Raw genomic sequence first — 15,452 nt, forward strand, 5'->3', positions numbered from 1 at the left:
ACCCCAGCCCTCTCCCAAAGGGAGAGGGGGCCGATTTTTGGTGAGGTATAAATCCTGAACATCCCCCGATCAGTCCCCTCTCCCTCCGGGAGAGGGTTAGGGTGAGGGTTGCCTGGTTACTCTTCCTCTATATCCAGCAACAGATTCTCCAGCGCCGCTTGATACTCCCCCGGTTCACTCCACAGCCCGCGCTGCTGCGCTTCGAGCATGCGTTCGGTCATGTCGCGCAGGGCATGCGGGTTGTGCTCACGCACAAACTCACGGGTATCCGGGTCCAGCAAATAGGCATCCGCCAGCAATGCATATTGATGATCATCGATCAGGTGCGTGGTTGCATCAAAGGCAAACAGGTTGTCCAGGGTAGCGGCCATTTCAAATGCGCCTTTGTAACCATGGCGTTTGACCCCTTCTATCCATTTCGGGTTGGCCGCACGGGAACGGATGACCCGGTTCAACTCTTCCTTGAGCGTACGGATCTTCGGCAGATCCGGCTGGCTGTGGTCGCCGTGGTAGCTGGCTGCTGCCTCCCCACGCAAGCTCTCTACCGCCGCCAGCATGCCACCCTGAAACTGGTAGTAGTCATTGGAATCGAGCAGGTCATGTTCACGATTGTCCTGATTTTGTACCACCGCCTGCATCTGCCCCAATCGCTGGGCAAACTGACCGCGAGCCGCCGTGCCTTCATCGGCGCCGCCATAGGCATAACCGCCCCAGTTCAGATACACCTCGGCCAGGTCGTCGCGGCTTTGCCACAAACGCCCATCGATTGCGTTCTGTACCCCGGCACCGTAAGCCCCGGGTTTGGCACCAAACACCCGCCAGCCCGCCTGACGGGCCGCCAGTTCCGGGGCCAGCCCTTCGCGCTCCAGCTGTTCACGCTCGCTTCGCACTTTTGCCGCGAGCGGATTCAGGTCATCAGGTTCGTCCAGCGCCGCCACCGCCTGAACAGCGGCATCGAACAGGCGAATAAGATTGGCAAAGGCATCACGGAAGAACCCGGATACACGCAAGGTCACGTCCACCCGCGGCCGGTCCAGCAGGCTCACCGGGAGGATTTCAAAGTCATCCACCCGCTGGCTACCCGTGGCCCACACCGGGCGCACGCCCATCAGCGCCATGGCCTGGGCGATATCATCACCGCCGGTGCGCATGGTCGCAGTGCCCCATACCGACAGGCCGAGCTGACGCAGGTGATCGCCGTGGTCCTGCAAATGACGCTCAAGAATCAGGTTGGCCGACTGAAAACCGATACGCCAGGCCGTGGTGGTGGGCAAGTTGCGTACATCCACGGAAAAGAAATTACGCCCGGTAGGCAGTACGTCCAGGCGCCCGCGGCTCGGTGCACCACTGGGGCCGGCAGGGACAAAACGCCCCGCCAGAGCATCAAGCAGACCCTGCATCTCGGCCGGGCCGCAGGCATCCAGACGCGGTGCAACAACCCCAAGCAACTCCTCAAAAATCCCTCGCACTTCGCTCCATTGCTCGGTGTCGGGCAATTGCAGCGTGCCCGCCAACGCCTGCTCGATCAGCTGCGCAGCATACAGTTCCAGACGTTCGCGGGTATCGCCTGCGGTGCGCCACAGCGCCTCGCTGACTGCTTGCAAAGGCGCGGGGCGACGTGCCGTCCAGGGCTCGGCCAGCGCACAGTCCAGCGGATCAAAACTCAGCCCGAAGGCTTTGGCCAACGCCCGCAGCACGCTTGATTGCGCCCCGCGGCCATCACCGCGGGGGATGCGCAGCAATGCCAGCAAGGTGTCGATGCGCAGACGCCCGGCAGGCGACTCACCAAAAATATGCAGGCCGTCGCGGATTTGCGATTCCTTGAGGTCGCACAGGTAGGTATCCAGCCGTGGCAGCCAGATTGCGGCATCGCTGTCGCTGTCGAGGTGTGCGTCCAGTTGCAGCTCGCGGTCGATATGGGTATCGCGCACCAGCTTGAGAATATCCCGTTGCAACTCCCGCGCCCGGCGCGGATCAAGCAGTTGCGCTTCGTAATACTCGTCGGCCAGCAGCTCCAGGTCACGCAGAGGGCCATAGGTTTCGGCCCGGGTCAGCGGCGGCATCAAGTGGTCAATAATGACCGCCTGGGTCCGGCGCTTGGCCTGTGCGCCCTCACCCGGATCATTGACGATAAACGGATAGACGTTGGGCATGGGGCCCAAAATAGCATCCGGCCAGCAGTGTTCAGACAGCCCGACGCCCTTGCCCGGCAACCATTCCAGATTGCCATGCTTGCCCACATGCACCACCGCATGGGCGCCGTAGGTGTTGCGCAGCCAGAAATAAAACGCCAGATAAGCATGGGGCGGTATCAGGTCCGGGTCATGGTAGACCGCACTGGCATCTACCTGATATCCCCGCGCCGGTTGAATGCCGACAAAGGTCAGGCCAAAACGCAGCCCGGCAATCATCAGGCGACCGCTGCGAAACATCGGGTCGTGCTGTGGCTCGCCCCAACGCTCAATCACCGCCTGGCGATTGGCTTCTGGAAGACGATTAAACATCGCCTGGTATTCATCCAGCCCAAGGCTTTGATGGCACGGGCGCAGGTCGAGGCTGTCGAGGTCGTTGCTGACACCGCCCAACAGAGCTTGAATCAACGCGGTGCCGGTATCCGGGAGCTCAGCAGCCACCGGGTAGCCTTCGCCCTGCAAGGCGCGCAAAATATTCAGCGCCGCAGCCGGGGTATCCAGCCCTACGCCATTGCCGATACGGCCATCGCGGGTCGGGTAGTTGGCCAGGATCAGGGCGATACGCTTTTGCGGGTTCGGCACACGTGCCAGCTCCACCCAGCGCCGTGCCAGTTCTGCGACAAAATCCATCCGTTCGGGATGCGCTCTGTAGCACACCACATCCGACTGACTGCGCTCACTGCGCCACGCCAGGTCCTTGAAGCTGATCGGCCGGCTGATGATCCGCCCGTCCAGTTCCGGCAAGGCAATGTGCATGGCCAGGTCCCGCGGGCCCAGACCCTGCTCGCTGGCTTGCCAGCCGGGCTGGTTGTCCTGGGCACAAATGGCCTGGATCACCGGGATATTGCGGCGAAACGGGCGCAAATGCGGAGCTTCCGGGCTGGACTGGGCAAACCCGGTGGTATTGAGAATGACCCCTGCGCCGACTTCATCGAGCAAGTCCTGTACCACCGCCAGGCAGCCCGGCTCCTTCAGGCTGGCGACCGCAATCGGCAGCGGATTTAGCCCTGCCGCCTGCAGACGCTGGCAGAACACATCGACAAATGCCGTATTGGCCGCCTGCAAATGCGAGCGATAGAACAAGAGCGCCGCCACCGGTTGGCCCGGCTGCCAGTCGCCTTGCCAGTCCTGCAGTGCAGGGCTGGAATGGGCCGGATGATAAATGGCAGTACGGGGCAAGGTGTGCGGTTCGTCCCAGGCATAGTCGCGGCCCAGCCATTGGCTGGCCAGGCAACGATAAAGCTGCAGGGCGTTATGCCGCCCGCCCTGGCGCAAAAAGTGCCAGAGCCGTTCGGCCTGCTCGACGGGCACTGTGCTCAGGGCGCTGAGTTCCGGGTCGGGGCGGTCATCGCCCGGCACCAGAATCAGGGTCACACCGCGTTCAGCCAGTTGCACCAGCCGTTCAATGCCGTAGCGCCAGTAGCCGATGCCACCGTGCAGCGACAACAAAATCACCTTGGCGTGTTGCAGGACCTCATCGACATACAGGTCGACCGAGCCGTGGTTTTGCACCTGCATCGGGTTGGCCAGACGCAGGCTTGGATAATCGTCAGGCAACTGCTGCGCCGCTTCGGCGAGCAGGGCCAGGCTTGAATCACCGCTGCACAGGATCACCAGCTCGGCGGGGGTCTGGCCGAGGTCGGCAATATTGTCGTCCGCTACAAAGCCGCCGGGCTGGGTCCTGAGCAAATGCATGGTTTAGGCGCTCAATGCTGTACGCAGGGTGGACTCGAGCAGGGCCGCGTCCAGGTCCTGGCCGATCAGCACCAGTTTGGTGGTGCGCGCTTCGTCGCTGCCCCAGGCGCGATCGAAGTGCTTGTCAAAGCGCGTGCCCACGCCCTGGATCAGCAAGCGCATCGGTTTGCCCGGAATCGCGGCAAAGCCCTTGACCCGCAGAATGCCGTGCTTGACCACCAGTTGGCTCAGAGCATCCATCAGCGCGCGCTCCTCTGCCTGAGGCAGCTCGATAGAGATCGAGTCGAAGGCATCGTGATCGTGGTCGTCGTGGTCATCATCGCCATCGTGATGATGGTCGTGATGGCTGTGGCGGCCATCGATATGGTCTTCCGAACCCGTCTCCAGGCCCAGCAGCACGTCCAGCGGCAAGCGACCGCTGCTGGCTTCGATGATCTTGACCGCCGGTGGCAGTTCTTCAGCCACTTCGGCACGTACACGGGCCAGGTCTTCAGGGCTGATCAAGTCAACCTTGTTGAGAATCACCAGATCGGCACTGGCCAGTTGGTCAGCAAACAGCTCGTGCAGCGGCGACTCGTGGTCCAGGTTAGGGTCGAGCTTGCGCTGGGCATCTACCTGATCCGGGAAGGCCGCGAAAGTGCCAGCCGCCACCGCCGGGCTGTCGACCACGGTAATCACCGCGTCAACCGTGCAGGCGCTGCGGATTTCCGGCCACTGGAAGGCTTGAACCAACGGCTTTGGCAGGGCCAGGCCCGAGGTTTCGATAAGGATATGGTCGATATCGCCACGGCGCGCCACCAGCTCACGCATCACCGGGAAGAATTCTTCCTGTACCGTGCAGCATAGGCAGCCATTGGCCAGTTCATAGACGCGTCCCTTGGCCTCTTCTTCGGTGCAGCCAATAGTGCATTGCTTGAGGATTTCGCCATCGATACCCAGTTCGCCGAATTCGTTGACGATCACTGCAATGCGACGGCCGTTGGCGTTGTCCAGCATATGACGCAGCAAGGTAGTCTTGCCCGAACCGAGAAAGCCGGTAACGATAGTGACGGGGGTTTTGGCCAGTGTTTTCATCGGATGCCCTTTGGCAAAACGGCGGGCATACGGGACGACGGCCGCAAGCAGTGCGCGGTCAGTCTTCGCCACCGGATCACCCCGCCCGGTTGAAGTAAGAATCTGTTACGAGGCAGGTCTCCTGGCTTACGGCTGATACCTACCTTGCGCCTTCCCGCCTGTGAAGCAGTGGCATTGCAAGATCAACGACCGTTTACAGTTGCGGGGGCAGCCGCGGCATACCGCGTTCCCTTCTTAGCTTCGCGCTGCGAAGAACCTCGAACGCGCAAGGCTACGCAGTGCTTTGTAACAGGTCAACACAGATACGTTTAGATACCCTGACCTATTGTGGGAGCGAGCCTGCTCGCGAACGACCTTCGCGAGCAGGCTCGCTCCCACAGGTGCAGTATTCCTGTAGCCGCTCACAAGGTAAGAGGCAGCGACCACAGGTGTTGTAGGCAACTTGTGTTCTAATTGCCGCCTTTTTTTCAGCCATAGCTCTTCAAGGATCTGCCCATGCCGTCCACTCGCCCAACCCGCGTCCTGATTATTGGCTACGTGTGGCCCGAGCCCCGCTCTTCGGCGGCGGGCGGACACATGATGCAGATCATCGAAAGTTTCTTGCAGCAAGGCTGGCACATCACCTTCAGCAGCCCGGCAGGCATTGGCGAACACAAGGCTGATCTGGCGACATTGGGCATTGATGAAGTCAGTATCGCGCTCAATAACAGCAGCTTCGATACCTTCATCACCGAGCTGGCCCCGGATATCGTGCTGTTCGACCGCTTCATGATGGAAGAGCAGTTCGGCTGGCGCGTGGAGAAGCATTGCCCGCAGGCCCTGCGCGTGCTGGAAACCTCCGACCTGCAAAGCCTGCGCGACGCCCGCCAGCAACAGCTCAAGGCGCGCCTCAAACTCGACGCCGACACTGATGATTTCAGCAGCCTGTTCGCCCCTGCACAACGGGAGACCTTCGAGCAGATGGCCGTTACCGATCTGGCGCAACGGGAGATCGCGGCGATTTATCGATGCGACTTGAACCTGATGATTTCCGAATACGAAATCGATCTGCTCGTAGAGCACTTCAAGGTGCCCCGAGCCCTGCTGCACTGGTGCCCGTTGATGGTCGACAGCGTACCTGGGCAGTTCGTACCCTTTGACCAGCGCCAGCATTTCCTGAGCATCGGCAATTTCCGTCATGCCCCCAACTGGGATGCCGTGCTCTGGATGAAAACCGCGATCTGGCCATTGATCCGTCAGCAACTGCCCACGGCGCAATTGCATGTCTATGGTGCTTACACCCCGCCCAAGGCCACTGCACTGCACAACCCGGCACAGGGTTTTCACGTGCTCAACTGGGCCGAAGATGCGCTTGAGGTGATGAGCAATGCGCGGATCTGCATGGCCCCCCTGCGCTTTGGTGCAGGAATCAAGGGCAAAATCGCCGATGCCATGCTCTGCGGCACGCCCAACGTCACAACTCCCGTAGGCGCCGAAGGCATGCATGGCGACCTGCCGTGGGCAGGTGCCATCGAACAGAGTGCCAGTGCGATTGCTGCCGCTGCGGTGCAGCTGTATCAGAGCCCTGACGCCTGGCATCAGGCCCAGCAGCACGGAACGGCACTACTGGCGCAGCGCTATTTGCAAAGTACCCACGGCCCGGCACTGGTCGAGTGCATCGAAGCCTGCCGCGCCGGCCTGCAACAGCATCGGCGCAACAACTTCACCGGTGCCATGCTGCGCCATCATCAGCATAAAAGTACCCAGTACATGTCGCAGTGGATCGAGGCAAAGAATCGAACGGTTTGACTAGGGCTGTGCCAGTCGCGTCGCCTTGAACATCTCGGCAATCATGATGATGCGGTCTTTTTCGCCCGGTATCTGGACGCTTGCCGACATTGGCGCAAATTGCATGGCGTCGGCACTTTGCGCATTGTCTGGATTGAAATTGACCGTAATTCGGGTTCCATCATCAAACACCGTGCGCTGCAGGCTCCGGTCTGCACTGAGCACCTGAAAATCAACCAGTGCCTGGGTAAAAAGCCGTTGATGCAAGGGCGAAAAAACCTCGTTGTAGGCCGCGATAAAGGGCAAGTCGCGCTCCAGCACGGCGGCATTGAGGTGGTACATGGGCGGCGTCATGTACAACAGCTGCAGCAGTGCCGTGTTCTGCTGCTCATTGGAAAATTTCAACGATGGGTAGGCCCAGTGATGCGTGCTGACCAGACTGTCGTGAAGCACCATTTGGTAAAGCGGCAAGCGGTACTTCCAGGAGCGGACATAGGTTGCCAGTTGCCGTTTGATCGGAACAGTCTTGAAAAACAGTGTTGGCGTCTCCGGGGGCCAGTACTGCCCTACAAAGAAAGGTGACTGTTGATTACCGGACATGTCAGGGTCGGTCCAGTCGAATGGTTGTGTGGCAATGCCGTGGCTGTAGGCAATATTGGCTGCAAACGTAGAAACCGCCCCCTCGCTGCCCGTGACCAGCCCCAACGACTCGCCCGGGTAATCCAGGCGCCGGGCAATCACCCGGGCATTTTCACTTTCACTGGTTTCCCGGCCGGGGGTGTAGTCCGCCTGTGCAGTGACCGCAGCATCGACATCGAGAAAATAGCTGTTGAGCCCGGCAGCACCTGCCACAGCCTTGATGCGCTGGCGCGCATAGTCCTGGGCCTCCCGGGGATTGGCAAAGACGCCAATGCCATTAAACCCCTTGCTCGTAGTACCGCTCGCGTCATGCTGCCCTGCACTGGCCAGGTTCGCGCCCATTTGCGCAGCGGCCCAGGTTTCCGGTTCGGCGGGTGCATGAGCGTCTGCGTAGTTGTCGTACACCGCCACCAGAAACCCGGCTTGCTTGGCCAATGCCACAGCCTGCGGGTGCCAGAATGCATCAAGCCAGTCCTTGGCTCCCAGCCAGGCACGGGTGAGCCCGGCTTGTTTGAGCGCATTGACCGTATCCACAGACAGCCCTCCTCCCCAGCGCTCGGCCGGTAACAGGTAAGGCCCGAAAGCCTCGACCAGCTGAGTTCTGGCCGCCTGCCCCCACAGCACCTCGCCAGCCGGATCATGCCCCCCGTCCAGAGGTTCCTTGGCGGGTACCGCTACAACCTGCCGCATTCCCTGGTTGATGGCACGAACCAGTTGCAGTTGATTGAACGGTGAAACCATTCGTAGCCGTGAGCGCGTACTCGACAAACTCATGTCAAATACGCTGCGGGTTTGCGGATCAAAGCTTGCCCATAAACTGGCAGCCAGATGCCCGGGGGTACGGCGCGCCCGGTCAAAAGCCGTGATAAAGCTTGCCCAGTTGAGGACGTCTGTGGTTTTCAGCGGCCCTGCGTCCCAAACGTAGATATGGGGTGCACCGCCGAGCAGGGCAGTTTGCGGCACCGCACGAATTTTATCTGTCAGTGAAACGAACTGGCCGTTGCTCTTGAGCCATTTGCGATATAGCCCTGCGCCATATAACGGTTGTGCAGGGCCGGGGGCGATGCTGATCACAAAGGGCGCATCAGGTGCAAGCCGGTTGAAGTCATGCTGCAATTGCGGCACCGCAGTGTTTTTGACTCGCTTGATACTAAACAGGGTGTCGAAGGGCGTTTCTACTATCCAGGTGACCGACAGGTCCTCGTGCAATTGAGTCCAGAACGGCATGCTCAACTCACCCAGCAACTGCCCGCCGGAGTAGCGCTTGACCAGCCAGCTAAGCCAGCCGGGGTCATTGGCCGGTATATAGCTACCCTCGCCAAAAGGAATGGCGTAGGCACGAATGCCGGTTTGCAGGCGCGGCCAACGCAAGCTTGCAGGGCGGGACGCCTGTATCGAAACGCGCAACCTGTCGTCCTCAACCTTGATGTCGACCCGGTATTGATTCCCCTCCTGGCTAATCGTCCAGCTGTCGGAAGCCAGTTCAGTGACCTCGCTGTCCTGCCTGAATGCACCGCCACTGAGCAACAAGGGCGCTTTGTCGGGCCGTAGCAAGAACACCTCAAGGGTTGCCCGGTTCACATCGAAGGTACCCTGAGCGACAGCAAAACTGGCTCTGCCAGTGGCATTAGCAGGGCTCGGCATCACAAGCCCCCATGCTGCAAAAAGCAGGACACACAAGAACCCACGGTAACAACGCAAACAGGCAAGATGGGCTTTCATAGCTGACTCATGTAAACGACGCAATACAGGAGCCAAACTGTAGGCAGTTGTATCAACTTGACGCCATAATCTAATTCTACAAAACATGTACGAAAAAGACTTCGACGCAACTGCCTATTCACTCAGGTGGGTGCGCCTGCGCAGCAGATACGTGTCCATTATCCAGCCCTTGCTTGCTCGGGCAGTACTGCGGGCCTGCTTGATCTGCTCGCACACTTCGCTCAGTTTGCCCGCGATCAGAATCTCGTCCGCAGTGCCGATATAGGCGCCCCAATAGATATCGACATTTTCATCGACAAAGGCTTCAAAGGCACAATGTGCGTCGAGCATGACCACGACATTATCCAGATCCTCGGCCACCAGCTTGCGTCCGGTGGTGATGCGGATCGGCTGGCCGATAGTGTTGAGCGCAATGCGATGGCGCGCGACAAGGGCCTGCACACTGCTGATACCGGGGATCACCTCATGCTCGAAGTCGCTGCAGCCCCCGGCCCGGACACGGTCGAGAATACGCAAGGTGCTGTCATACAGCCCCGGGTCGCCCCACAACAGAAAAGCCCCGCATTCGCCATCGGCCAGTTGGTCTTCGATCAAGTGGGTAAACACTTCGGCCCGCTGTTGGTGCCAATCCTCGACGCCATCGGTGTAGCACGCCGTTGAGCTGTCACGCTGCGGGTCGTTGACCTGCACCACACGGTAGCCCGGCTCACGGATATAGCGCTGGCAGATCTGCAGGCGCATGCGCACCAGGTCTTCGGTGGCCTGGCCCTTGTCGAGCACAAACAGCACATTGGCGCGATTCAGCGCGTTGATCCCCTGGACGGTGATGTGCTCCGGGTCTCCGGCGCCGATACCGATCAACAACAGTGTTTTCATCCTGTAATACCCTCAAATCTGACTGGACTTAACCGCAGGAACCGGCATGATCCACGCCATAACAAGACTGACGACGGCCCAGCCCATGACCCGCCCCGCCCGCGCCACAGACCCGTCCTACGAACTGATGGACGACCACAATGGCCTGTCGATCATCTATCGCCAGCATGGCTTCCCCTGTCCGCTGGTGCGCTGGCACTTCCATAAGGAATACGAGTTGCATCTGATCGTTGCCAGCAGCGGCAAGGTGTTTGTGGGCGAATATATCGGTAATTTCCACCCTGAAACATTATTCCTCACCGGGCCCAACCTGCCTCATAACTGGATCAGCCAGGTGGCCGGTGACGAGGTGGTGCCCACCCGCGACATGCTGGTCAACTTCACCGATGAACTGCTTGAGAACGCCGCCTCGGTACTCACCGAACTCAAGTCCCTCACGCCAATGCTTGAACGGGCGCGCCACGGGATCGAGTTCCGCTGTAAAGCCACGATCCGCAAGGCTATGGACCTGATGCAGGCAATTGCCGGCTCCAGCGGCATCACCCGGCTTGGCCATTTCCTCATCCTGCTGGAACTGCTGGCCGGCTGTGATGACTACCAGCTGCTGTCTGGGGTCACCGCCGGAAATCTGGCCGACGAGCAGACCATCGATCGCACCAACCGGGCCGTCGACTATATCTTCAGCCACTACACCCGCGAGCTGCCGCTAGAAGAAGTCGCCGACTACATGGGCATGAAGCCCACCTATTTTTCCCGCGTATTCAAGCAAGCCACAGGGCGCTGCTTCATCGAGTTCGTCAATCGACTGCGCATCAGCAAGTCCTGTGAGTTACTGGCCGATGGTCAAAAGCCCGTCACAGATGTGTGTTTCGAGTCAGGTTTCAACAATATTTCCAACTTCAACCGTCGCTTTCAGCAACTCAAAGGAATGACCCCGTCACACTATCGTCGCCTGGCGGTGCAGCGTTTGACCGAGCAAAACCAGCGTGCGCCGAGTGAACGCCTGCGCAGTGCAAAATAGTATCGATTGATGTGCTTCCAGTGATTTGTCACGCCGGTGATTGAGGGCTGTAATCGGCCCAGGCGCTTGCCCCGTGCGAGCCGCTATAAAAACAATAACCGTCCTTCAAAAGCCGCCAGGCCGCTGAAGTGGAGTGCTCAATGAATATTCCTGTCAAAGCGTTATGTGTCGCCACGTGCATGACCCTGAGTGGCATCAGTTCAGGCGCGCAAACCCTGACCATTGCCACGGTCAACAACAGCGACATGATCCGCATGCAAAAGCTGGCGAAAACCTTCGAGAGCGAGCACCCCGAGATCAAGCTCAACTGGGTGGTGCTGGAAGAAAACGTATTGCGCCAGCGCCTGACCACGGACATTGCCACCCAGGGCGGACAATTTGACGTGCTGACCATCGGCATGTACGAAGCCGCACTCTGGGGTGCCAAGGGCTGGCTTGAGCCCATGACCGACTTGCCCGCCACCTATGCCATCGACGATGTGTTCCCGGCGGTTCGCGACGGCCTGTCCGTCAAGGGCACGCTCTATGCCCTGCCGTTTTATGCCGAAAGCTCGATGACCTATTACCGTACCGACCTGTTCAAGGATGCCGGGCTGAGCATGCCCGAGCATCCGACCTGGGAACAGATCGCCGGCTTTGCCCGCACCCTCAACAAACCTGACCAGGAACAATACGGCATCTGCCTGCGCGGCAAGGCGGGCTGGGGTGAAAACATGGCGCTGATCAGCACCATCGCCAACGCCTACGGCGCGCGCTGGTTCAATGAACAATGGCAACCGGAGTTCAACGGGGCCGAGTGGCAAAATGCCTTGAATTTTTATGTCGGCACACTGAAAGCCTCAGGCCCGCCGGGTGCGACCAGCAATGGTTTCAACGAAAACCTGGCGCTGTTCAACAGCGGCAAATGTGCGATCTGGGTCGATGCCAGTGTTGCTGGCTCGTTTGTCACCGACAGTAGCCAGAGCAAGGTCGCCGAGCATGTCGGCTTTACCTTCGCCCCCCATGCTGTGACCGATAAAGGCAGTGCCTGGCTGTACTCCTGGGCACTGGCCATACCCACCAGTTCCAAAGCCAAGGACGCCGCCAGGACATTCAGCACCTGGGCCACGTCCAAAGAATACGGTGCTTTGGTGGCGGAAAAAGACGGCATTGCCAATGTACCCCCGGGCACCCGGGCCTCGACCTACACCGAGGCGTACCTGAAAGCTGCACCCTTTGCCAGGGTCACCCTCGAGTCCTTGAAAGTTGCCAACCCTCAGGACCCGACCCTCAAGCCCGTCCCTTATGTGGGTATCCAGTTGGTCACCATTCCGGAGTTCCAGGCGGTGGGCACCCAGGTTGGCAAGCTGTTCAGTGCCGCGCTGATTGGCCAGACCACCGTGGACCAGGCACTGGCCGCGGCCCAGCAGAGCACCGAGCGCGAAATGAAGCGGGCGGGTTACCCCAAGTAGCACTGCCAACACCAAACTCTGGTCTGTGGGAGCGAGCCTGCTCGCGAATACCGCGTCGACTCCTTCACGAGGAGGCTCGCTCCGACGCAAAGCAATTCAGGTGTATTGACGATGACGACTTCGACTGTTATTGCCGCGCTCGACGCCCCGCCAACGGGGCGGCGTCCGCGCCTGTTCAATCCCGGCTGGTTTCTGGTAACGCCCTCTGTGGCGCTTCTGTTGCTGTGGATGATCGTGCCACTGGGGATGACCCTGTACTTTTCACTGATCCGCTACAACCTGCTCTATCCCGGCGAAAACCAGTTCGTGGGGCTGGAGAACTTCACCTACTTCCTCACCGATTCGGGCTTCCTGCCCGGCGCAACCAACACTTTGCTGCTGGTTGGCAGTGTGCTGCTGATCAGCGTGGTGCTCGGCGTACTGATCAGCGCCCTGCTCGAAGCCAGCGAATTCATGGGCCGCGGCATCGTAAGGGTGCTGTTGATCTCGCCGTTTTTCATCATGCCGACCGTGGGCGCGCTGATCTGGAAAAATCTGATTTTCCATCCGGTATCCGGCGTCCTGGCCGCCGTGTGGAAGTTGTTTGGCGCCCAGCCGGTGGACTGGCTGGCGCACTACCCGCTGCTGTCGATCATCATCATTGTGTCGTGGCAATGGCTGCCCTTTGCGATCCTGATTCTGATGACCGCCATGCAGTCTCTGGACCAGGAACAAAAAGAAGCCGCGCGGCTGGACGGTGCCGGCCCCATCGCGATTTTCTGGCACCTGACCTTGCCCCATCTGGCGCGCCCCATTGCCGTCGTAGTGATGATCGAGACCATCTTTCTGTTGTCGGTGTTCGCCGAAATCTTTACCACCACCAACGGCGGCCCGGGCTATGCATCCACCAACCTCGCGTACCTGATCTACAACCAGGCGCTGGTGCAGTTCGATGTGGGCATGGCCTCGGCCGGCGGTTTGATCGCCGTGGTCATCGCCAATATTGCCGCCATCATTCTGGTGCGCATGCTCGGCAAAAACCTGACAGACAAGCCGTGAGGGCTCAGTGATGACACTACAACAATCGCGCCGCCTGCAAAGCCTGCTGCTGGGCACCCTGGCCTGGGCCATCGCCATCCTGATCTTTTTCCCGATCTTCTGGATGCTCCTGACCAGTTTTAAAACCGAACTCGACGCCTTTGCCACGCCGCCCCAGTTCATTTTCACGCCCACGCTGGAGAACTACCTGCATATCGAACAGCGCAGCAGTTACTTTCACTTCGCCTGGAACTCGGTGGTGATCTCGTTCACTGCCACGGCCCTGTGCATGCTGATCGCTATCCCGGCGGCCTACTCGATGGCGTTCTACGAAACCAAGCGCACCAAGGGCACGCTGCTGTGGATGCTCTCCACCAAGATGCTGCCGCCAGTGGGTGTACTGATGCCCATCTACCTGCTGGCCAAGAGCTTTGGCCTGCTGGATACACGGGCGGCACTGATCATCATCTATACCCTGATCAACCTGCCGATCGTGGTGTGGATGATTTACACCTACTTCAAGGATATTCCCAAAGACATCCTCGAAGCCGCACGGCTGGACGGCGCCACGCTGTGGCAGGAGGTGGTGCGCGTATTGCTGCCGATCAGCAAGGGCGGCCTGGCTTCAACCCTGCTGCTGTCGCTGATCCTGTGCTGGAACGAAGCGTTCTGGTCACTGAACCTGACCTCTTCCAGCGCCGCGCCTCTGACTGCACTGATCGCGTCCTACTCCAGCCCCGAGGGCCTGTTCTGGGCCAAGTTGTCGGCCGTTTCGACCCTGGCCTGCGCACCGATCCTGATTTTTGGCTGGATCAGCCAGAAGCAACTGGTGCGCGGTTTGTCCTTCGGCGCAGTCAAATAAAAATACTGATTGGAGGCCCACTATGGCCAACCTGAGAATCAACAATCTGCACAAGGGCTTTGAAGGTTTCTCGATCATCAAAGGCATTGATCTTGAGGTCAACGACCGTGAGTTCGTGGTATTTGTCGGGCCGTCGGGCTGCGGTAAATCCACACTGCTGCGCCTGATTGCCGGGCTTGAGGAAGTGACGGACGGCACCATCGAGCTGGACGGGCGCGATATCACTCAAGTCAGCCCGGCCAGGCGCGATCTGGCCATGGTATTTCAGACCTACGCTCTGTACCCGCATATGAGCGTGCGCAAAAATATGTCGTTTGCCCTCGACCTGGCAGGCGTGGCCAAGGCCGAAGTGGCAAAAAAGGTCAACGAAGCCGCCCGCATTCTGGAACTGGCACCCTTACTTGAGCGCAAGCCCAAACACCTGTCCGGTGGTCAGCGTCAGCGCGTGGCCATTGGCCGGGCGATTGTTCGCAACCCCAAGATTTTCCTGTTTGATGAGCCGTTGTCCAACCTCGATGCCGCGCTGCGGGTGCAAATGCGTCTGGAACTGGCACGCCTGCATCAGGAACTGCAAGCAACCATGATCTACGTGACCCACGATCAGGTCGAAGCCATGACCCTGGCCGACAAGGTGGTGGTGCTCAATGGCGGCAGGATCGAACAGGTTGGCTCACCGCTGGAGCTGTATCACCACCCCGCCAACCTGTTTGTTGCAGGCTTTCTCGGCACACCGAAAATGGGCTTTTTGAAAGGCCGGATCAGCCGCGTTGACAGCCAGGGTTGCGAAGTCGAGCTGGACGCCGGCACCCGTATCCAGTTACCCCTGAGCAGCCCTGCGCTGAGCCTGGGCAGCCCGGTCACCCTGGGCATTCGTCCGGAGCACCTGAACCTGGCCAAACCCGGTGAGTGCACCCTGAGTGTGACTGCCGATGTCGGCGAGCGCTTGGGCAGCGACACCTATTGCCACGTCAATACTGCCTGCGGTGAACCGCTGACCATGCGCGTGCGCGGTGATATGGCCAGCCGCTATGGCGAGCAGTTGCAGTTGCACCTGGACAGTGAACATTGCCATTTATTCGATGCCGGGGGCCTGGCCCTGACCCGTCCATTGCGCGCAGCTGCCTGAACCCACGAGA

Annotated in this window: 10 protein-coding genes and 1 riboswitch; of the genes, 6 read left to right on the top strand and 4 right to left on the bottom strand. The window is 59.7% G+C overall.

The window, feature by feature from the left end:
• Positions 1 to 116: 116 nt before the first annotated feature.
• Together cobN and cobW are read right to left on the bottom strand one after the other, a co-directional pair.
• The gene (gene cobN / locus EQV96_RS01785) at positions 117 to 3,887 is read right to left on the bottom strand and encodes a cobaltochelatase subunit CobN (protein ID WP_240881150.1); all 3,771 of its coding nucleotides are present in this window, start codon (positions 3,885 to 3,887) and stop codon (positions 117 to 119) included.
• A gap of 3 nt (positions 3,888 to 3,890) precedes the next feature.
• Complete coding sequence (cobW, locus tag EQV96_RS01790) at positions 3,891 to 4,961, bottom strand: cobalamin biosynthesis protein CobW (RefSeq protein ID WP_240881587.1); 1,071 nt, start codon at positions 4,959 to 4,961, stop codon at positions 3,891 to 3,893.
• Positions 4,962 to 5,054: 93 nt separating this feature from the next.
• Positions 5,055 to 5,236, bottom strand: a riboswitch (cobalamin riboswitch).
• A gap of 220 nt (positions 5,237 to 5,456) precedes the next feature.
• On the opposite strand from cobW, the gene EQV96_RS01795 reads away from it, so the two are divergent.
• Entirely contained in the window at positions 5,457 to 6,749 is a 1,293-nt protein-coding gene (locus EQV96_RS01795) for a glycosyltransferase (RefSeq protein ID WP_095024696.1), read from the top strand.
• Here the strand turns inward: EQV96_RS01795 and EQV96_RS01800 are convergent, their stop codons facing one another.
• Together EQV96_RS01800 and cobF are read right to left on the bottom strand one after the other, a co-directional pair.
• A complete protein-coding gene (locus EQV96_RS01800) occupies positions 6,750 to 9,011 on the bottom strand; it encodes a glycoside hydrolase (RefSeq protein WP_240881151.1) in 2,262 nt (753 codons plus the stop codon). It lies immediately after the preceding gene.
• A gap of 192 nt (positions 9,012 to 9,203) precedes the next feature.
• The gene (gene cobF / locus EQV96_RS01805; protein ID WP_095032581.1) at positions 9,204 to 9,965 is read right to left on the bottom strand and encodes a precorrin-6A synthase (deacetylating); all 762 of its coding nucleotides are present in this window, start codon (positions 9,963 to 9,965) and stop codon (positions 9,204 to 9,206) included.
• 85 nt (positions 9,966 to 10,050) lie between these two features.
• On the opposite strand from cobF, the gene EQV96_RS01810 reads away from it, so the two are divergent.
• The 5 genes from EQV96_RS01810 to ugpC all read left to right on the top strand — a co-directional run bounded on the left by EQV96_RS01810 (position 10,051) and on the right by ugpC (position 15,442).
• The gene (locus tag EQV96_RS01810) at positions 10,051 to 10,986 is read left to right on the top strand and encodes an AraC family transcriptional regulator (RefSeq protein WP_240881589.1); all 936 of its coding nucleotides are present in this window, start codon (positions 10,051 to 10,053) and stop codon (positions 10,984 to 10,986) included.
• A 140-nt stretch (positions 10,987 to 11,126) separates the two neighbouring features.
• Positions 11,127 to 12,437: a sugar ABC transporter substrate-binding protein gene (locus EQV96_RS01815; RefSeq protein WP_095019968.1), complete on the top strand. Its 1,311-nt coding sequence runs from the start codon at positions 11,127 to 11,129 to the stop codon at positions 12,435 to 12,437.
• 111 nt (positions 12,438 to 12,548) lie between these two features.
• The gene (locus EQV96_RS01820) at positions 12,549 to 13,475 is read left to right on the top strand and encodes a sugar ABC transporter permease (protein ID WP_095000297.1); all 927 of its coding nucleotides are present in this window, start codon (positions 12,549 to 12,551) and stop codon (positions 13,473 to 13,475) included.
• A gap of 7 nt (positions 13,476 to 13,482) precedes the next feature.
• Positions 13,483 to 14,316 carry a carbohydrate ABC transporter permease gene (locus EQV96_RS01825; protein ID WP_130871510.1) on the top strand — a complete coding sequence of 278 codons (834 nt, stop codon included), beginning with the start codon at positions 13,483 to 13,485 and terminating at the stop codon, positions 14,314 to 14,316.
• A gap of 22 nt (positions 14,317 to 14,338) precedes the next feature.
• On the top strand, positions 14,339 to 15,442 hold the full coding sequence (gene ugpC / locus EQV96_RS01830) for a sn-glycerol-3-phosphate ABC transporter ATP-binding protein UgpC (RefSeq protein ID WP_130871511.1): 1,104 nt from the start codon (positions 14,339 to 14,341) through the stop codon (positions 15,440 to 15,442).
• The last annotated feature ends 10 nt before the right edge of the window (positions 15,443 to 15,452 follow it).

This window comes from Pseudomonas sp. TMW22080 (assembly GCF_022496745.1).
GTDB lineage: Bacteria > Pseudomonadota > Gammaproteobacteria > Pseudomonadales > Pseudomonadaceae > Aquipseudomonas > Aquipseudomonas bubulae.